This is a genomic window from Shigella sp. FJ200513, from assembly GCF_040495915.1.
Lineage (GTDB): Bacteria > Pseudomonadota > Gammaproteobacteria > Enterobacterales > Enterobacteriaceae > ECMA0423.
Window position 1 is genome coordinate 1 of sequence record NZ_JBDYCV010000053.1, and the last position, 19,773, is coordinate 19,773.

The following is a 19,773-nucleotide window of genomic DNA, read 5'->3' on the forward strand; positions in this document are numbered from 1 at the left end:
TCGGTGGAGCTGCATGACAAGGTCATCGGGCATTATCTGAACATAAAACACTATCAGTAAGTTGGAGTCATTACCGCGAAGGTTGCCATGTTGCCGCCGTCTTTAATCAGCGTAAGCGGGGCCATTTCCGCGCCCTGCCACGAGACGACCAGCACGTCGAGAACAACGGCCCAGCTCAGAAGCGAGAACCAGCTACGCTTGGGTGGGGCGATGGTGATGGTTTGCATGTTTGGCTCCGGTCTGTAGGCCGGATAAGGTGCTTGCACCGCATCCGGCATCAACGCCTACACATTGTCGGATGCGACGCCGGGGCGTCTTATCCGACCTACGATTTACTGCACCGCTTTACTCACCGAACTCATCGCGCTTAACGCGTTGTTCAGGCGGTCCAGGTCATCCAGCTGCGCCTGAATCTCGGTGGTTTTCGCCAGCTTGTCCTGCTCATTCAGCCCTTTATTGCCTTTCACGCTTTGTATCTCTTTAAACAGTGCGAGCTGGCGAATCGGCACCAGTTGCAGGTCGCTGGAAGCGCGGAACGGCGCCCAGCCCAGGCGTTCCAGCACCGCTTTCTCTTCCGGCGTTTTTCCGTAGTTCATAAAGAAGTCGTAGATCTTGTCTTTGGTAGTTTCGGACAGATTCTTGCGCCAGACGATCGGATCGCCTAGGATCAGCGGCGATTTCCAGATCACCTTCAGCTCTTTAAGCTTCTCCGGCGCGGAGGTTTTCAGCTTGTCGAGGTTTTCGGTGTTGTTGGTGGCAACATCCACTTGCTTGTTGGCGACGGCCAGCGCGTTGGTTTCATGCCCGGCGTTGACGGTGCGCTTGAAGTCGCTGGCGGAGATATTGTTTTTAGCGAAGACGTAGTAACCGGGGACGAGGAAGCCAGAGGTGGAGTTAGGATCGCCATTGCCGAAGGTGAGATCTTTCCGCTTCGCCAGCAGATCGTTCAGGTTGTTGATCGGGCTGTCTTTGTTGACGATCAACACGCTCCAGTAACCCGGCGATCCATCCGCCGCGACCGTCTGGGCGAAGACCTGGCCATTGGCGCGATCCACCGCTTCCATCGCCGACAGGTTGCCGTACCAGGCAATATCCACTTTATTGAAGCGCATCCCCTGGATAATGCCCGCGTAGTCCGGGGCAAAGAAGGCGTTGACCTTCACGCCCAGTTTCTTCTCCATATCCTGTAAAAACGGCGTCCATTGCGGTTTCAGGTTTTGCTGTGATTCCGTTGAAATAATGCCGAAATTCAGCGCCTTTTCCTGCTCTTCGGCGTGTGCCGGGGTTAACAGGGTGCTGAGGCTGAACATGCTGGTGAAGGCCAGCGAGGCAATTATCTTAGCGTTCATTCGTTTTCCTCAATGATGGGGATATCAGGCAGCTTTCGCGTTCTCTTCGATGCGGTTAATGCTGCGGTAGAGATGGTCAAAACGTTCGTTATCAAACAGTTGGCTGCTGCCGTCGTAGAAGACGTGCCCCTGACGCAGGGCGACGATGCGTTCGCAGTAGCGCAGGGCGTAATCCACCTGATGCAGCGTGACGACCACGGTGATGCCGTCGTTCTGGTTGATGTCGCGCAGGGTGTCCATCACGATGCGCGCTGATTCCGGGTCCAGCGAGGCGATGGGTTCATCGGCCAGAATCACTTTCGCCTGCTGCATCAGCGCACGGGCAATCGCCACACGTTGCTGCTGGCCGCCGGAGAGGGTGGAAACGCGCTGATGGGCAAAATGCACCATGCCAACGCGGGTCAGCGCCTGTAACGCGCGCTGTTTCTGCTCGCCGGTGAACCAGCTAAAACAGGTGCGCCAGAACGGCGTGCTGCCGAGCGCGCCAATCAGCACGTTCTCCAGTACGCTCAGGCGGTTCACCAGGTTGAATTGTTGAAAGATGTAGCCGGTGTTGGCGCGGCTTTTGCGGATATCGCGGGCCAGGCGGCCTTCGCGCTGGACAGTGCGGCCCAGTAGCTCGATATGGCTACCGGCGGATTTATCGCCGGTAATCAAACCGCTTAAATGACGTAAAAGGGTGGATTTGCCGGAACCCGACGGCCCAAGCAGAGCCACCATTTCACTGTGATGAATGTTCAGATCAACCGCATGCAGCGCTTGATGCTGATTGAAGGTTTTGGCGAGCTTCTCGACACGGATAATCGTTTGCATGATGCAGCCTCCCTAAAAAAGTGGCTCCATCGTGGCGGATTATTGTGACGATTTGGTTAATTAAAAGTGACTAACAGATGAAGAGTTAACGGGAATTCGATGACAGTGCGGGAGGGCGGGCCTCCCGGCGGGTTATTGCGTTGGTTGTTGTTTGACGACATTAATCATCCACGGTACGCCAAATTTATCGGTGACTTTGCCAAAGCCATGCGCCCAGAAAGTTTCCTGCCAGGCCATTTCGATTTTTCCGTTAGCGGCAAGGTTATCAAACCAGCGTTTTCCTTCTTCGACCTGTTGCGAATCGAGCACCAGCGTAAAGCCGGAGTAGCTGGCTTTTCCTGACGGTATAGCATCGCTCATCATGATGTCGCTTCCGGCAATGCGCACGTTGGCATGAGCGATGGCGGTATCGGGAAATTGCATTCCGGAAGGGCAGTTCTCGGCGCTGTCCTGCGCTGATTTCGGCATTTCGCCGAAGCTGATTTTATAGAGCAGTTCCGCGCCCAACGTACGTTGATAATAGGCAATCGCGTCGGAACAGTTACCGGCAAAAGAGAGGTAGGGACTTAACGGCATGATGGTGACCTCAGTTAAGAGAAGCCAGTTAAGTGTAGTTCGAAATTTATACAGATGAGAGGCTGCCTGATAAGACGCGCAAGCGTCGCATCAGGCAGTCGGCATCGTTGCCGGATGCGGCGCGAGCGCCTTATCCGGCTTACCGATCACAATACAATCAGTTCTTTTTCACAAACTCAGATTTCAGTTTCATCGGACCAAAACCGTCGATTTTGCAATCGATGTTATGGTCGCCTTCAACCAGGCGGATGTTTTTCACTTTGGTGCCAATTTTCAGCATCGAAGAGCTACCTTTCACCTTCAGATCTTTAATGATGGTAACGCTGTCGCCGTCAGCCAGCAGATTGCCGTTAGCATCTTTAACGATCAGCTCGTCGCTTTCCTGTGCAGGTTCTGCGTCGTTCCATTCGTAGGCACATTCCGGGCAGATGTACATGCCGTTATCTTCGTAAGTGTATTCGGAGTTGCATTTTGGGCAGTGTGGTAATGACATGTGGATTTCCTCAAAAGTCAGCAGGGCAAAAGCGCCAAAAAACGGCAGATTGCCGAAAAAGGCCGCAATTATACACAAAATCCCTGAGTTTGTCGGGGGTACTGCTGATTTTAGACGACGATCGTTTTCATTTGAAAGGAAACGCAAAAAGAAAATAATCTTTTTGCCTCTATTTATTATTTAAGATAATGTTAATGCTCTACTTGTTCTTTTTTTTATTCACATGATATTTTTATCTTTCTGACGTTTTAAACGCATCAGAAGACGTTATTTATTCTGATAAAAAAACAACACACTAAATATAAAATTATTTCTTGCAGTAATTATAAAAGCCGAAAACAGAACTCAAAAACAATCTGGCTAAATAAAAGTAACAAAATTTGCTTTAAGGAAGAATTTTCTATGTACACACAGACCCTGTATGAGTTAAGTCAGGAGGCTGAACGCCTGTTACAGCTTTCTCGCCAACAGTTGCAGTTACTGGAAAAAATGCCTCTCTCTGTACCCGGAGACGACGCGCCACAACTGGCTTTACCCTGGAGTCAGCCTAATATCGCCGAACGTCACGCGATGCTGAATAATGAGTTGTGTAAAATTTCCCGACTGGAAATGGTGCTGGCAATTGTCGGTACCATGAAAGCAGGGAAATCAACCACCATTAATGCCATTGTTGGTACGGAGGTTCTGCCTAATCGTAATCGCCCAATGACTGCGCTGCCGACGCTTATTCGCCATACGCCCGGGCAAAAGGAACCGGTACTGCATTTTTCACATGTCGCGCCAATCGATTGTTTAATTCAACAATTACAACAGCGCCTGCGTGATTGCGATATTAAGCATCTGACCGATGTGCTGGAAATAGATAAAGATATGCGTGCGCTTATGCAGCGGATCGAAAATGGCGTCGCTTTCGAAAAATATTATCTGGGTGCCCAGCCTATTTTTCATTGTCTGAAAAGTTTGAATGATTTAGTGCGACTGGCGAAGGCGCTGGACGTCGATTTTCCTTTTTCTGCTTACGCCGCCATTGAGCATATTCCCGTGATTGAAGTGGAGTTTGTCCATCTGGCGGGGCTGGAAAGTTATCCCGGTCAGTTGACGTTACTGGATACCCCCGGGCCAAATGAAGCCGGGCAACCGCATCTGCAAAAAATGCTTAACCAGCAGCTGGCACGCGCCTCGGCGGTACTGGCGGTGCTGGATTATACGCAACTGAAATCGATCTCCGATGAAGAGGTCCGTGAGGCGATTTTGGCGGTGGGGCAATCGGTGCCGCTGTATGTGCTGGTCAATAAGTTCGATCAACAGGATCGTAACAGTGACGACGCCGACCAGGTGCGGGCACTGATTTCCGGGACGCTGATGAAAGGCTGTATTACGCCACAGCAGATATTCCCGGTGTCGTCGATGTGGGGCTACCTGGCGAATCGGGCGCGCTATGAGTTAGCCAACAACGGTAAGTTACCAGCGCCAGAGCAACAACGCTGGGTGGAAGATTTTGCCCATGCCGCGCTCGGCAGGCGCTGGCGTCATGCCGATCTGGCGGACCTCGAACATATTCGTCATGCTGCCGATCAGTTGTGGGAAGATTCGCTGTTCGCCCAGCCAATTCAGGCGTTGCTTCATGCCGCTTACGCTAACGCCTCATTGTATGCTCTGCGATCTGCTGCGCATAAACTGTTGAATTACGCGCAGCAGGCGCGGGAATACCTGGATTTTCGTGCGCACGGGTTAAACGTCGCTTGTGAACAATTGCGGCAAAATATCCATCAGGTCGAAGAAAGTTTGCAGCTATTGCAACTCAATCAGGCGCAGGTGAGCGGCGAGATTAAACATGAAATCGAGCTGGCCCTGACCTCCGCCAACCACTTTCTGCGTCAACAGCAAGATGCGGTGAATGCGCAGTTAGCCGCCTTGTTTCAGGATGATTCGGAGCCGTTAAGCGAGATTCGTACCCGCTGTGAGACACTGTTACAGACGGCGCAGAACACCATCAGTCGCGACTTTACGCTGCGTTTTGCCGAGATGGAATCCACCCTTTGCCGGGTGTTAACCGATGTTATTCGCCCCATTGAGCAACAAGTCAAAATGGAATTGAGCGAGTCAGGGTTTCGTCCTGGGTTTCATTTTCCTGTTTTTCACGGCGTAGTTCCCCACTTCAACACTCGCCAGCTGTTCAGTGAAGTCATTTCGCGCCAGGAAGCAACGGACGAGCAGAGCACGCGTTTAGGCGTTGTGCGTGAGACTTTTTCGCGCTGGTTGAATCAGCCCGACTGGGGACGGGGAAATGAGAAATCCCCGACAGAAACGGTTGATTACAGTGTGTTGCAACGAGCATTAAGCGCAGAAGTCGATCTCTATTGCCAACAAATGGCTAAAGTTCTGGCAGAGCAGGTCGATGAATCTGTTACGGCAGGCATGAATACTTTTTTCGCTGAGTTCGCTTCATGTTTGACAGAATTACAGACGCGTTTACGCGAAAGTCTGGCTCTGCGTCAACAAAATGAATCGGTGGTCAGGCTGATGCAGCAGCAATTGCAGCAGACTGTGATGACTCACAGCTGGATTTACACCGACGCTCAGCTGTTACGCGATGATATTCAAACACTTTTCACGGCAGAACGATATTGACCAAGACGTTACTGGACGGCCCCGGTCGCGTGCTGGAGTCGGTTCATCCGCGCTTTTTAGTGGATCTGGCGCAGGGCGATGATGCCCGCCATCCTCAAGCCCATCAGCAGCAGTTTCGTGAACGACTGATGCAGGAACTTCTTTCGCGTGTGCAGCTTCAGACATGGACGAACGGCGGCATGTTAAATGCGCCGCTTAGCCTGCGACTGACAATGGTGGAAAAACTGGCGTCGATGCTGGATCCCGGTCATCTGGCGCTGACGCAGATCGCGCAGCATCTGGCGCTGCTGCAAAAAATGGATCACCGCCAGCACTCTGCTTTCCCGGAGCTCCCCCAGCAAATTGCCGCCTTGTATGAGTGGTTTTCAGCCCGTTGTCGCTGGAAGGAAAAGGCGTTAACGCAACGAGGCCTACTGGTGCAGGCAGGTGATCAGAGCGAGCAAATTTTTACCCGCTGGCGTGCTGGGGCGTATAACGCCTGGTCGTTGCCTGGGCGCTGTTTTATCGTTCTGGAGGAGTTGCGCTGGGGTGCATTTGGCGATGCCTGCCGTCTGGGAAGCCCGCAAGCGGTGGTGTTGTTGCTGGGTGATTTGCGCGAGAAAGCGACACAACATCTGGCAGAGAGTATCAATGCGGCACCGACTACGCGTCACTATTACCATCAGTGGTTTGCCTCTTCGACCGTTCCGACGGGCGGGGATCATGCTGATTTTTTAAGTTGGCTGGGAAAGTGGACCACGGCAGATAAACAACCCGTTTGCTGGTCAGTGACCCAACGCTGGCAAACTGTCGCGCTGGGGATGCCACGACTCTGTTCAGCGCAGCGTTTGGTGGGGGCAATGGTCGAGGAAATCTTCTCTGTAAATTTGGCGTAAATAATCAGTTACATCAATGAGTCCTAAACGAAATCCATGTGTGAAGTTGATCACAAATTTAAACACTGGTAGGGTAAAAAGGTCATTAACTGCCCAATTCAGGCGTCAACTGGTTTGATTGTACATTCCTTAACCGGAGGGTGTAAGCAAACCCGCTACGCTTGTTACAGAGATTGCATCCTGCAATTCCCGCTCCCCTTTTGCGGCCGTCGCGCTGATTTTTCTGGCGTTTGCGGAAATGGGCCAACTCTGCGAGGAAAGCTATGCTGAAAAGGAAAAAAGTAAAACCGATTACCCTTCGTGATGTCACCATTATTGATGACGGTAAACTGCGTAAAGCCATTACCGCAGCATCACTGGGTAATGCAATGGAATGGTTTGATTTTGGTGTTTATGGTTTTGTTGCTTACGCATTAGGTAAAGTTTTTTTCCCGGGGGCTGACCCCAGCGTGCAGATGGTTGCTGCACTTGCCACTTTCTCCGTTCCCTTTCTGATTCGACCGCTTGGCGGACTCTTCTTTGGTATGTTGGGCGATAAATATGGTCGCCAGAAGATCCTCGCTATCACTATTGTGATTATGTCGATCAGTACGTTCTGTATTGGCTTAATACCGTCCTACGACACGATTGGTATTTGGGCACCGATTCTGCTGTTGATCTGTAAGATGGCACAAGGTTTCTCGGTCGGTGGTGAATATACCGGGGCGTCGATATTTGTTGCGGAATACTCCCCTGACCGTAAACGTGGCTTTATGGGCAGCTGGCTGGACTTCGGTTCTATTGCCGGGTTTGTGCTGGGTGCGGGCGTGGTGGTGTTAATTTCGACCATTGTCGGCGAAGCGAACTTCCTCGACTGGGGCTGGCGTATTCCGTTCTTTATTGCTCTGCCGTTAGGGATTATCGGGCTTTACCTGCGCCATGCGCTGGAAGAAACTCCGGCGTTCCAGCAGCATGTTGATAAACTGGAACAGGGCGACCGCGAAGGTTTGCAGGATGGCCCGAAAGTCTCGTTTAAAGAGATTGCCACTAAATACTGGCGCAGCCTGTTGACATGTATTGGTCTGGTAATTGCCACCAACGTGACTTACTACATGTTGCTGACCTATATGCCGAGTTATTTGTCGCATAACCTGCATTACTCCGAAGACCACGGGGTGCTGATTATTATCGCCATTATGATCGGTATGCTGTTTGTCCAGCCGGTGATGGGCTTGCTGAGTGACCGTTTTGGCCGTCGTCCGTTTGTGCTACTTGGTAGTGTTGCACTGTTTGTGTTGGCGATCCCGGCGTTTATTCTGATTAACAGTAACGTCATCGGCCTGATTTTTGCCGGGTTACTGATGCTGGCGGTGATCCTTAACTGCTTTATGGGCGTTATGGCTTCTACCTTGCCAGCGATGTTCCCGACGCATATCCGTTACAGCGCGCTGGCGGCGGCATTTAATATTTCGGTGCTGGTTGCCGGTCTGACGCCAACACTGGCGGCCTGGCTGGTCGAAAGCTCGCAGAATCTGATGATGCCTGCCTATTACCTGATGGTAGTGGCGGTGATTGGTTTAATCACCGGCGTAACCATGAAAGAGACGGCAAATCGTCCGTTGAAAGGTGCGACACCGGCGGCGTCAGATATACAGGAAGCGAAGGAAATTCTCGTCGAGCATTACGATAATATCGAGCAGAAAATCGATAATATTGACCACGAGATTGCCGATTTGCAGGCGAAACGTACCCGCCTGGTGCAGCAACATCCGCGAATTGATGAATAAGCTGAAACGGATGGCCTGATGTGACGCTGTCTTATCAGGCCAATTGAACTCTTAAGGTTCACTTAATCTCTGACGCGCATACTCTCCTCCAGGTTAACGGAGGAGAGTGCAATGAAAAACCGTGTTTATGAAAGTTTAACTACCGTGTTCAGCGTGCTGGTGGTCAGCAGCTTTCTTTATATCTGGTTTGCCACGTTCTGATCTTTCTTCAGCCGTACCCAGGCCCGCGTGCCGGAAGTCTCTTGCCGGTTTTGCAGGAAAAACTGCCCGTGATGCAACTGTGTAATGCGGCTGACAATACTTAACCCCAGACCAATCCCGCCATAACGGCTGTCCATACGTACAAACGCTTTACTCAACTCCCCGCATTTACTCTCATCAATACCTGGTCCTTCATCTTCAACTGCCATGACCGCTCCGCCATCTTCTTGCAGCTTAATCATAATGTTGCTGCCTTGCGGGCTGTAACGATGGGCGTTTTCTACCAGGTTTCGCAATAACATCCGCAGCAGGGTTGCATCACCCTGAACGGTGATGTCGGCGGCGCTCTCTGGCAATAGCAGGGTTTGCTGTCGCTGGTCGAGCATGGTACTGAGTTCGTCATACGAGGGGAGAATGACATCTTCCAGCAGTTTTACATGTTGATAATTACCGGAAGAAAATGACTGTCCGGCACGCGCCAGTTGCAGCAGCTGGGAGACGCTCTCCATCATCTGATCAAGCCGTGCCACTAACGGTGCTACATCAATGTGATGCGTTTTCGCCAGCAGTTCCAGATGCAAACGCACCCCCGCCAGTGGCGTTCGCAGTTCGTGCGCGACGTCAGCGGTAAACAACCTTTCGTTATCCAGCGTGCTGGTCAGGCGACTGACCAGATCGTTCAACGCCGAAACCACCGCTTCGATTTCGAGGGTGGCGCTGTGAATGGCAATGGGCGTTAAGTTGTCGGCGGTGCGCGCTTCCAGCTCTTTTTGCAGCTCCGCCAGCGGGCGGGTGATGCGGCGTACCGCCTGATAGCAGATAAATAGCGTCAGGCTGACCATAAAGACGCCGGGGACAATCAGGCTGGCGACCGCCTCGCGGATCTCACGCATGATGTGGCGATCGTTGTTGCGATTGTCGCGTAGCGCCTGCTCAAACAGCTGAATCTGCTCGGTACTTTCATGCCATAGCCAGAAGACGCTGATCAGCTCAAACACCAACAAAATGGCCCCGATGGTCAATATCAGCCGTTGGCGCAGCGATATAGGTCGGCGCAGAAAACGCATCAGATTCAATTAGTTTTCCTCATTCGCGACCAGCATATAGCCAAAGCCGCGCACGGTGCGGATACGGGCTTTGCCCACTTTGTCGCGCAGATTGTGGATATGCACTTCCAGGGTGTTGGTCGAGGGTTCATTGTCCCAGTTATAGATGTCGTTGTAGAGAATTTCCCGATGTACCGGACTGCCTGCTTTGAGCATTAACCGTGACAGCAGAGCATATTCTTTGGGCGTCAGAATCAACTCTTCACCGCCCATCCATACCTGACGGCGACCCATATTCAGCGTCAGATTGCCAACAATCAGCTCACTTTCGCCCTGATTATTATGGCGTCGTAGCAGGGCGCGGATACGGGCGTGTAACTCTTCCAGCGCAAAAGGCTTCACCAGATAGTCATCGGCACCGACATCCAGCCCGGCGATTTTGTCGGTCAGCGTATCGCGAGCGGTGAGGATCAGTACCGGCAGGGTGTATTTTTTCTGCCGGATACGGGCGAGAAAATGCAGTCCATCTTCGTCGGGTAACCCTAAATCCAGTACCACCAGGCTGTAATGACCGTCCTCAAGGCTTTGTTCCGCCATCCGCGCGGTTGTCACGCCATCGCACGCGTAGCCTTCGGTTTGCGCCGCCAGAATCAGTCCCTGCAATAACAGCGTATCGTCTTCAACAATCAGAATTTTCATTTACTCACTCTCCTGCAAGTTTGCAGAATATCATCCGCGGCCTGGTAATACTTCGTCTCAACGCCAGTTAATCCCAATAGCGTGGAGAATAAATTGTCTTGTGAATAGTGTTGCGTTTGCGCCTGTTTTTGCAGGCAGTTCTGGTCAACCTGATACCGCTTTTGATAATCCTCCGACAGCCACAGCAGCATTGGCACCTGTTTTTGGCTATCCGGGGCGATGGCATAAGGCAGACCGTGCAGATAGATGCCATTTTCACCTAACGATTCACCGTGGTCAGAAAGATAAACCAGGCTGGTGGTAAATTTATCCTGATGTTCTTTAAGCAGATTAATCGCTTTATCAACAATATAGTCGACGTAAACCAGCGTGTTGTCGTAAGTGTTCACCAGTTGCTCTTTGGTACAGGTCTGGATCTCATTGGTGTCGCAGGTTGGGGTAAATTTCCTGAACTGCGGCGGATAGCGGTTGTAATAGGTCGGACCGTGGCTGCCGATGGTGTGTAAGACAATCACGCCATCACCCTGCAGGTTATTGATGTACTCTTCCAGCCCGTGGAACAGCACTTCGTCATAGCATTCGCCGTTGATGCACTGATCAGGCAGATTCAGCGCGGTGACGTTCTGGTGAGGCACGCGGTCGCAGGCACCTTTACAGCCGCCATCGTTGTCATTCCACAGCACGTTGATGCCCGCTCGCTGAATGATATCCAGCACGCCTTCCTGGTGCTGTGCCAGCTCTTCTTTGTAGTGCTCACGCGGCATATCCGAGAACATGCACGGTACTGAAACTGCCGTTGCCGTGCCGCAAGATGCGGTATTAGGGAAATAGACCACGTTATCTTTCGCCAGCCGCGGGTTAGTTTCACGCGGGTAGCCGTTGAGGGAGAAGTTCTCCGCCCGCGAGGTTTCGCCGACAATCAGGATGGTCAAATTTTTACGTTTTTCGTTCTGCATTAACGGGTTGCGGTGCGCGTCTTCACCAATTCGCACCAGCGGCAGATTTGCCAGTCGCTGATGGGAGTACCATGACCAGCTGGCAACAATGCTGTTAGAGGGGCTTAAGGATTTCACCAGCTCTTTGTTATTGCGGAACAACGAGGCGTAGTCTTTATAAAACAGTGCGGCGACCAGCAAAATCAGCAGTACAGAAACCAGAATATTGGCTCCACGGAAAAGAACACTGCGCAGACGCGAGGTGGCAGGTTTGATTTTTAGCCAGCAGGCAATCAGCTCAGCAAGCACGCCGCTGAATCCCAGCGTTAATAACATTTGCGGTGTCATCAGCGCATAACTTTCTGCTGGAGTGGTATCAATAATATTGGCAATCATCGAGCGGTCGATGACGATGCCGTAAGTCATTATGAAATATTGTGCAGCCGCGCCAATCAGAATAAACAGGCAGGCCAGTGGTCGATTAAGCCATAAGAAAGAGCTTAGTGTCAGGACAATATTAATCACGCTGAAAGCGACAACCGGCATCGACAAGAAAACCAGTACGTTATGCAGCGAATCCAGCGGCAGCGCCTGCAACACCTGTTTAAAAAAGGCAATATTCAGGCAGATAGAGATATAAAAAGCGGCCAACAATAGCCAGGCGAGTAAATTCAAAGAGGGTCTTTTTAGTAGGCGCTTCAACATCACGGTGTTTCCATCGAACAAAGTGCGCATATGCTCGCAAAGCAAAATTAAGCCAACCTTAAGTTCTTAAGGTTGGCTTTTATGTTTGCTGGATTAAGGGGAATTAATCTTTGCTTATTGGTGCATCTAAGGGATACGGGTTTTTATGTAGCCGGTTGTAATTCAGCGCATACATGGCGGTGATGACCATCAGGGTGACAAATGACCACATAACCTCTTTCGCCCCGGACCCCACCACGGCCCAAATGCAGTAGAGGAAGGCAATGGTAGTAACAGCCAGATATGCCGGGCGTGCTTTACCAAAGTGACCGTGGCCGAGCAGCAGTAACGCCGCACAGGTGTAAAGATATGGCACCAGTGTAAAGATGACCGAGACGGAAGAAACCAGACCGAACTCTTTGGTCGCGTTTGGTGAAATGCTGCTGAGCTGGAAGATGGTCATCAAAATACCGACGATAATCAGCCCCGCCACTGGCGTACCCGCTTTATTTACACGGGCAAAAATCGGTGGGAACAGTCCGTCATCGGCAGCGGCTTTCGCCGTTTGACCCGCCAGCAACGTCCAGCCGCCCAGTGAACCTAAGCAACCCGCAGCTGCGCAGAAGGAAACAATGGCCCCAGCGGTGTCACCCAACGCCATCCGTGCGGCATCACCGAATGGCGAGGCAGAAACGCGCAGTGCGGCATTAGGGATCATCCCCATAATCGCGGTGGTGGAGAGCACATAGCAAACGGCGGCAATCAATACCCCACCAATGGTGGCGATAGGGACATTGCGTTTCGGGTTTTTCACCACACCTGCGGCAACGGAGGCACTTTCCACACCGATGAACGACCACAGCGTAACGTTAAGGGTACTTTGAATCGCACCGAAGGTGCCCAGGCCGCTGACGTTCCATGCCGCCATATAGGTTTCACCACGGAACCAGAACCAGCCAAATACGGCAATCCCGACGATGGGGATCAGCGCCAGCACAGTGGCAACGGCCTGCACGCGGGTGATCATTTTCGGACCGACAATGTTCAGCAGGACGAAGATCCACAGCACCACGACGCAGGTGATGGTTAATACCAATGGATCTTTCAGAATCGGGAAGAAGTAACTTAAATATCCTACGCCAATGACCACCATGGCGATATTGCCGATCCAGCAGGCCAGCCAGTAGAGGACGTTGGTTTGATAACCGAGAAACGGGCCAAAGCAGCGGCGGGCGTAAGCGTAAGAACCACCAGGACTTGGGTCGAGGAACGACATTTTGGCGTATACCATCGAGAGCCCCAGCGCACCGATAATCGTCACCAACCATCCATAAATGGCAATCCCGCCAGTGGAGGCCAGGTTTGCAGGTAACAGAAAAACACCTGACCCCATAATATTCCCCGACACCATCAGGGTGACGGGGATTAAGCCCACTTTGTGAGCATCAGCATCCGAAGACATAATTAAACTCCTGCGAAGGCGAGCTTCGTGACAATAAATTACGTCATATCATACGCCTGCATTCGATAGTTGAATTATTATCGACCGGGTTATCGCTGATGCCGTTATTAATATAGCTCTTCGTTAAGGTTAAAAATCAGGCGACAGTGCGTTCTCTGTGCTGACTAACATAATGCAGCGGCGTCATACCGTAGAAGTCTTTAAAGACAGAAATAAAGTACGACGTACTGTTGTAGCCGCAGGACTGTGATACCTGAGAGATATTTTTACCGTCCATCATTAATTCATTTACGGCATAACGCATGCGGCAGGTGGTGATTATTTGGCTATAACTGGTGTTTTCGCTTTTCAACTTTTTCTTTAACAGACTTGGGCTAAGACATAAACAACTGGCTACCATACTAAGATTCCAGTCTTTGTGAATATCGCTTTCAATAATTTGATAAACGCTGTCACTTACACAATTACGTAACATATACATCATTAATGAAAGGAATTTTTTACTGTCGAGAAAACGGGATAGCACCGTGAATAATAATGCGCGTGTTCGTTCCTTTTCTGACTCAGTTTCTGCGGGCATCATGCTGTGTTGCGCGGCAACGCGAAAGACGTCTGGCGTCAGGCATGGCAGGGTGAGTATGGGCGTAGCGCTACGTTGCCATACTGGTATTTGCGAGAGATCTTTATTCAGAAACCGGAGGTAATCTTTGATGATGTCGTGACTAATATGAGCAACCAAAGTGTTGTTAAGAGAGGAGACGTCGATAATATTATTTTCACAATTTAATAACGCCATATGGTTAGCTTTAAGGCTAATAGGTTCTTTCCCATTCACCCTTATCCAGACATCTTTTTCAGTCAATAAAACAATACAAGGTTGGTCGCTGCAAATCCTCATACATGTACTCCTGAGTGCGAATAAAAGACCAGTTCTCGCTAAAGCAAAGCGATACCGGGAAATGGTTATATAATTGCATGATGAATATAAACATGCATAAAAATAACGAGTTTTACTAATATTACAAATTTTTATAGTAATTTCTCATGTACATATTTTTTTACAGGATAAATAACAGGCAAAAAAAAGCGTGGGGTGGGGCCGCGCAAAAAGTATGACATTTTTGTTTGCAGCAATTTTTATGAAAACGTTGCCATACTCAAAAGGCCTAAGGCCAGGCGGCGTAATGTTATTTAAACAATTACGCCTTCAGCGGAATAGTGGTTACGCTTTCACGCACATAACGTGGTAAATACCGTCAATAATTTCAGTCCCTTCAGTTTCGTGTTCAAATCTAGGGAAATGGTGGTCCCAGGATTGCAGCGAGCGTAAATAACTTACTTGCGGACTGTTTTTATCGCCGAAGTTTTCACCAGACAGCAGCATCGGGATTCCTGGCGGATACGGGATAACTGAGTTTGCCGCGATGCGTCCTGGCAGATTTTCAATGGATACCAGTTCGACATTGTTGTCGACAATCGCGTTGTACGCTTCACGCGGGGTGATTTCCGCCACCGGCAGGCCGGAATAGGCTTCGTTCAACCGTGCGCCAGGGTTGTTTTCTTTCAGCCAGGCAAACATGGTGTCACCCAGATCGTGAATCCCCATGTTCGCGTAAGTGTCAGGATATTGTTCAACAAGTTCCGGCATCACCTGCGCCAGCGGTGTGTTGGCGTCATAGTGGTGTTTGAAGGAGCAAAGGGTGTTAACCAGAGTCCCCCATTTCCCACGGGTTACGCCCATAGAGAACAGGAACATAATTTGGAAGTCAGTGGTGCGGGTAGGCACAATGCCGTGGCGACCAAGCCAGGCAGTGACCAGCGCCGCCGGAACACCGGTTTCTTCCAGTTCACCATCTTCACCCATTCCCGGAGCAAGGATGCTGACTTTAATTGGGTCGAGCATACTCCAGTTATCCGGAATATCTTTGAAGCCGTGCCAGCTTTCGCCCGGATGCATTACCCAGCAGTCCTGAACGGTGGTCAGCAGTTTGGTTGGTGCGTCAGCAAAGTCATAGGTTTTGCCGGTTTGTGGGTCGGTGACGACTTCTTTGTTCCACGGTTTGAAGAACCAGCTACCGTCAGCGGTGAACTCTTTATATAGCCGCGCCATCGCCTGACGGAAATCAACCGCTTCGTCAATCACTTCCTGTGTCAGTGACAGGCCGCTGTTGCCGTCCATCATCGACACCGCCACGTCGTTGGATGCGCAGATGGCATACAGCGGGGAGGTGGTGGCATGCATCATGTAGGCCTGGTTGAAGCGGGAGAAGTTAATCGCCCCACGACCTTCACGTACATGAATATAAGAAGCCTGTGACAGCGCATTCAGCAGTTTGTGGATGGAGTGGGTGGCGAAAACGGTAGGACCGTTGTGATCGCCAGGTTCGCCGCGCATGGCATAGTGATCGGCATAGATCGGGTTGAAACGTGCATAGCCGTACCAGGCTTCGTCAAAGTGCAGACGATCGGAGGTTTTTTCCAGCAGATCCTGCGCTTCTTTAGCGTTATAACACACGCCGTCATAGGTGCAGTTGGTTACCACGCAGTAAGACGGTTTTTGCCCGGCTTTGTCTTTGGTCAGCGGGCTTTCACTGATTTTCTTTTGCAAGGTTTCAGGTTGCATTTCCTGCGGATAGATTGGCCCGATAATGCCGTAGCGGTTGCGGCTTGGCACCATATAGACCGGTTTCGCGCCTGTCAGCATCAAACCTTGTTCGATGGATTTATGGCAGTTACGGTCAACGACCACGACATCGTTATCGGTCATGCAAGCCTGCATGATGGTGCGGTTAGAGCCGGAAGTACCGACGACTACCGACCAGGAGCGATCGGCACCAAATACGCGTGCGGCATATTTTTCGCTTTCGCCAAATGCGCCAGTATGGTCAAGCAAAGAACCGAGGGAAGTTCGTTCGATGCCCATGTCGGTACGGAACAGATTTTCACCATAGTAGTCATGGTAGAAACGTCCGGCGGGTGTTTTGGTAAAACCAACGCCGCCCTGGTGGCCTGGCGCTGCCCAGGAATATTCATGGATGTCACTATATTTCATCAGCGCGCTGAACAGTGGCGGCAACAGCTGCTGGCGGTAGCGGGTCATCGCGGCAACGGCGCGTCCGGCGATAAAGTCGGCGGTATCTTCCAGAATCCAGGCGAATTCATCGACAAGCTCCAGCAGATCCCGGTCCATTGCGGCGAGGGCTTTTTCCCGATCGCCCAACAGGAAGACCGGCACGTTTTGTTGGCGCTCATGAAGCTTACCGATCAATTGTCTGACGTTTTGATGTTCGTCCGGATGCTCCATTTGATAGCTGAACATCAGGCAGTCAATGGCTTCGTTTGAAGAGAGAATGGCAAAACCATCATCAAAGGAGGTGGATTTAATCACGGTAACATTTTGCTGGCTTAAAGCATCTGCCAGACGCTCAACGGCGTTACCGACCCAGGTGTCTTGATGGAGAAACTCGCTTTCAACAATTAATACTTTCATCATTGCTTACCCGGTTATGAAGGAATCTTCGTTGCGGGCAAGTATCTTCCGGCCTTTTCGGGCTGTAAAGCGCGTGAAAAACAAACATTTTTGAAATATTTAGTTTTATAAACAATACGTTATGTGATTATTTTAAATTATTTTCACTGCTTATTATCGACGGCTAAACTATTTTTTTGGCTGATACTGATATCGTCTTTAGCCGGGAAACGTCTGGCGGCGCTGTTGGCTAAGTTTGCGGTATTGTTGCGGCGACATGCCGACATATTTGCCGAACGTGCTGTAAAAACGACTACTTGAACGAAAGCCTGCCGTCAGGGCAATATCGAGAATACTTTTATCGGTATCGCTCAGTAACGCGCGAACGTGGTTGATGCGCATCGCGGTAATGTACTGTTTCATCGTCAATTGCATGACCCGCTGGAATATCCCCATTGCATAGTTGGCGTTAAGTTTGACGTGCTCAGCCACATCGTTGATGGTCAGCGCCTGATCATAGTTTTCGGCAATAAAGCCCAGCATCTGGCTAACATAAAATTGCGCATGGCGCGAGACGCTGTTTTTGTGTGTGCGCGAGGTTTTATTGACCAGAATCGGTTCCCAGCTAGAGAGGCTAAATCGCTTGAGCATCAGGCCAATTTCATCAATGGCGAGCTGGCGAATTTGCTCATTCGGACTGTTTAATTCCTGCTGCCAGCGGCGTACTTCAAACGGGCTAAGTTGCTGTGTGGCAAGTGATTTGATCACCATGCCGTGAGTGACGTGGTTAATCAGGTCTTTATCCAGCGGCCAGGAGAGAAACAGATGCATCGGCAGATTAAAAATCGCCATGCTCTGACAGGTTCCGGTATCTGTTAGTTGGTGCGGTGTACAGGCCCAGAACAGCGTGATATGACCCTGATTGATATTCACTTTTTCATTGTTGATCAGGTATTCCACATCGCCATCGAAAGGCACATTCACTTCGACCTGACCATGCCAGTGGCTGGTGGGCATGATATGCGGTGCGCGAAACTCAATCTCCATCCGCTGGTATTCCGAATACAGCGACAGCGGGCTGCGGGTCTGTTTTTCGTCGCTGCTGCACATAAACGTATCTGTATTCATGGATGGCTCTCTTTCCTAGAATATCAGAATTATGGCAGGAGTGAGGGAGGATGACTGCGAGTGGGAGCACGGTTTTCACCCTCTTCCCAGAGGGGCGAGGGGACTGTCCGAGCATCATGAGGCCGAAAACTCTACTTTTCAGGTAATTTATTCCCATAAACTCAGATTTACTGCTGCTTCACGCAGGATCTGAGTTTATGGGAATGCTCAACCTGGAAGCCGGAGGTTTTCTGCAGATTCGCCTGCCATGATGAAGTTATTCAAGCAAGCCAGGAGATCTGCATGATGTCTGCACCCAAAATTACATTTATCGGCGCTGGTTCGACGATTTTCGTTAAAAATATTCTTGGTGATGTGTTCCATCGCGAGGCGCTGAAAACGGCGCATATTGCCCTGATGGACATTGACCCCACCCGCCTGGAAGAGTCGCATATTGTGGTGCGTAAGCTGATGGATTCAGCAGGGGCCAGCGGCAAAATCACCTGCCACACCCAACAGAAAGAAGCCTTAGAGGATGCCGATTTTGTCGTGGTGGCATTTCAGATTGGCGGTTATGAACCTTGCACGGTGACTGATTTCGAGGTCTGTAAGCGGCATGGTCTGGAACAAACCATTGCCGATACGTTGGGGCCGGGCGGTATTATGCGCGCGCTACGTACCATTCCGCATCTGTGGCAAATTTGCGAGAACATGACGGAAGTCTGCCCCGATGCCACCATGCTCAACTATGTTAACCCAATGGCGATGAATACCTGGGCGATGTATGCCCGCTATCCGTATATCAAACAGGTCGGGCTGTGCCATTCGGTGCAGGGAACGGCGGAAGAGCTGGCGCGTGACCTCAATATCGACCCGGCTACGCTGCGTTACCGTTGCGCAGGTATCAACCATATGGCGTTTTACCTGGAGCTGGAGCGCAAAACCGCCGACGGCAGTTACGTGAATCTCTACCCGGAACTGCTGGCGGCTTATGAAGCAGGGCAGGCACCGAAGCCAAATATTCATGGTAATACTCGCTGCCAGAATATTGTGCGCTACGAAATGTTCAAAAAGCTGGGCTACTTCGTCACGGAATCATCAGAACATTTTGCCGAATATACGCCGTGGTTTATTAAGCTAGGTCGTGAGGATTTGATTGAGCGTTATAAAGTACCGCTGGATGAGTACCCGAAACGCTGCGTCGAGCAGCTGGCGAACTGGCATAAAGAGCTGGAGGAGTATAAAAACGCCTCCCGGATTGATATTAAACCGTCACGGGAATATGCCAGCACAATCATGAACGCTATCTGGACTGGCGAGCCGAGTGTGATTTACGGCAACGTCCGTAACGATGGTTTGATTGATAACCTGCCACAAGGATGTTGCGTGGAAGTAGCCTGTCTGGTTGATGCTAATGGCATTCAGCCGACCAAAGTCGGTACGCTACCTTCGCATCTGGCCGCCCTGATGCAAACCAACATCAACGTACAGACGCTGCTGACCGAAGCTATTCTTACGGAAAATCGCGACCGTGTTTACCACGCCGCGATGATGGACCCGCATACTGCCGCCGTGCTGGGCATTGACGAAATATATGCTCTTGTTGACGACCTGATTGCCGCCCACGGCGACTGGCTGCCAAGCTGGTTGCACCGTTAAAACGCGAC

Annotated in this window: 17 protein-coding genes and 1 pseudogene; 6 read left to right on the forward strand and 12 right to left on the reverse strand. The window is 50.9% G+C overall.

Annotated elements, in window-relative coordinates; all coding sequences use genetic code 11:
- Positions 1-3: 3 nt before the first annotated feature.
- Positions 4-60, forward strand: coding sequence for an IS1 family transposase (locus ABZJ92_RS12705; RefSeq protein WP_003032489.1), 57 nt, complete (start codon positions 4-6; stop codon positions 58-60).
- Positions 61-74: 14 nt separating this feature from the next.
- Here ABZJ92_RS12705 and ABZJ92_RS12710 read toward each other — a convergent pair.
- The 5 genes and pseudogenes from ABZJ92_RS12710 to ABZJ92_RS12730 form a co-directional block, all read right to left on the reverse strand.
- Positions 75-227: pseudogene (locus ABZJ92_RS12710) on the reverse strand (membrane channel protein of phosphonate transporter); the annotation flags it as partial.
- A 105-nt stretch (positions 228-332) separates the two neighbouring features.
- Positions 333-1,349, reverse strand: a complete 1,017-nt coding sequence (phnD, locus tag ABZJ92_RS12715; RefSeq protein ID WP_000992018.1) for a phosphonate ABC transporter substrate-binding protein — start codon at positions 1,347-1,349, stop codon at positions 333-335.
- 24 nt (positions 1,350-1,373) lie between these two features.
- Positions 1,374-2,162, reverse strand: a complete 789-nt coding sequence (gene phnC, locus ABZJ92_RS12720; RefSeq protein WP_001193423.1) for a phosphonate ABC transporter ATP-binding protein — start codon at positions 2,160-2,162, stop codon at positions 1,374-1,376.
- Between the two features lie 132 nt (positions 2,163-2,294).
- Positions 2,295-2,738 carry a VOC family metalloprotein YjdN gene (gene yjdN / locus ABZJ92_RS12725; protein ID WP_001131335.1) on the reverse strand — a complete coding sequence of 148 codons (444 nt, stop codon included), beginning with the start codon at positions 2,736-2,738 and terminating at the stop codon, positions 2,295-2,297.
- A gap of 157 nt (positions 2,739-2,895) precedes the next feature.
- Positions 2,896-3,231, reverse strand: coding sequence for a zinc ribbon domain-containing protein YjdM (locus ABZJ92_RS12730; protein WP_001300891.1), 336 nt, complete (start codon positions 3,229-3,231; stop codon positions 2,896-2,898).
- Between the two features lie 402 nt (positions 3,232-3,633).
- Between ABZJ92_RS12730 and crfC the strand changes: the two genes are divergently transcribed.
- From crfC to pmrR, 4 genes are all read left to right on the forward strand, one after another.
- On the forward strand, positions 3,634-5,862 hold the full coding sequence (gene crfC / locus ABZJ92_RS12735; protein WP_000288548.1) for a clamp-binding protein CrfC: 2,229 nt from the start codon (positions 3,634-3,636) through the stop codon (positions 5,860-5,862).
- Complete coding sequence (locus ABZJ92_RS12740; protein WP_000169147.1) at positions 5,859-6,737, forward strand: YjcZ-like family protein; 879 nt, start codon at positions 5,859-5,861, stop codon at positions 6,735-6,737. Before crfC ends, ABZJ92_RS12740 begins: the two co-directional genes overlap by 4 nt.
- Before the next feature lie 263 nt (positions 6,738-7,000).
- Positions 7,001-8,503, forward strand: a complete 1,503-nt coding sequence (gene proP, locus ABZJ92_RS12745; RefSeq protein ID WP_000919720.1) for a glycine betaine/L-proline transporter ProP — start codon at positions 7,001-7,003, stop codon at positions 8,501-8,503.
- 111 nt (positions 8,504-8,614) lie between these two features.
- Positions 8,615-8,704, forward strand: coding sequence for an LpxT activity modulator PmrR (gene pmrR, locus ABZJ92_RS12750; protein WP_000797656.1), 90 nt, complete (start codon positions 8,615-8,617; stop codon positions 8,702-8,704).
- On the opposite strand, the gene pmrB is transcribed toward pmrR, so the two are convergent.
- From pmrB to melR, 7 genes are all read right to left on the reverse strand, one after another.
- Complete coding sequence (gene pmrB / locus ABZJ92_RS12755) at positions 8,680-9,780, reverse strand: two-component system sensor histidine kinase PmrB (protein ID WP_001052137.1); 1,101 nt, start codon at positions 9,778-9,780, stop codon at positions 8,680-8,682. The genes pmrR and pmrB overlap by 25 nt on opposite strands.
- Entirely contained in the window at positions 9,781-10,449 is a 669-nt protein-coding gene (basR, locus tag ABZJ92_RS12760) for a two-component system response regulator BasR (protein WP_000697923.1), read from the reverse strand. It lies immediately after the preceding gene.
- Positions 10,446-12,089, reverse strand: coding sequence for a phosphoethanolamine transferase EptA (eptA, locus tag ABZJ92_RS12765; RefSeq protein WP_024259327.1), 1,644 nt, complete (start codon positions 12,087-12,089; stop codon positions 10,446-10,448). The genes basR and eptA overlap by 4 nt, the downstream gene beginning before the upstream one ends.
- 103 nt (positions 12,090-12,192) lie before the next feature.
- Positions 12,193-13,530 (reverse strand): arginine/agmatine antiporter, encoded by a 1,338-nt coding sequence (adiC, locus tag ABZJ92_RS12770; RefSeq protein WP_000093154.1) that lies wholly within the window; start codon positions 13,528-13,530, stop codon positions 12,193-12,195.
- A gap of 136 nt (positions 13,531-13,666) precedes the next feature.
- A complete protein-coding gene (adiY, locus tag ABZJ92_RS12775) occupies positions 13,667-14,428 on the reverse strand; it encodes a DNA-binding transcriptional activator AdiY (protein WP_001217059.1) in 762 nt (253 codons plus the stop codon).
- A 324-nt stretch (positions 14,429-14,752) separates the two neighbouring features.
- On the reverse strand, positions 14,753-17,020 hold the full coding sequence (gene adiA / locus ABZJ92_RS12780) for an arginine decarboxylase (RefSeq protein ID WP_011069591.1): 2,268 nt from the start codon (positions 17,018-17,020) through the stop codon (positions 14,753-14,755).
- 198 nt (positions 17,021-17,218) lie between these two features.
- Complete coding sequence (gene melR / locus ABZJ92_RS12785; RefSeq protein ID WP_001090765.1) at positions 17,219-18,127, reverse strand: transcriptional regulator MelR; 909 nt, start codon at positions 18,125-18,127, stop codon at positions 17,219-17,221.
- Positions 18,128-18,409: 282 nt separating this feature from the next.
- On the opposite strand from melR, the gene melA reads away from it, so the two are divergent.
- Positions 18,410-19,765 (forward strand): alpha-galactosidase, encoded by a 1,356-nt coding sequence (melA, locus tag ABZJ92_RS12790; RefSeq protein WP_000986606.1) that lies wholly within the window; start codon positions 18,410-18,412, stop codon positions 19,763-19,765.
- Positions 19,766-19,773: the final 8 nt, after the last annotated feature.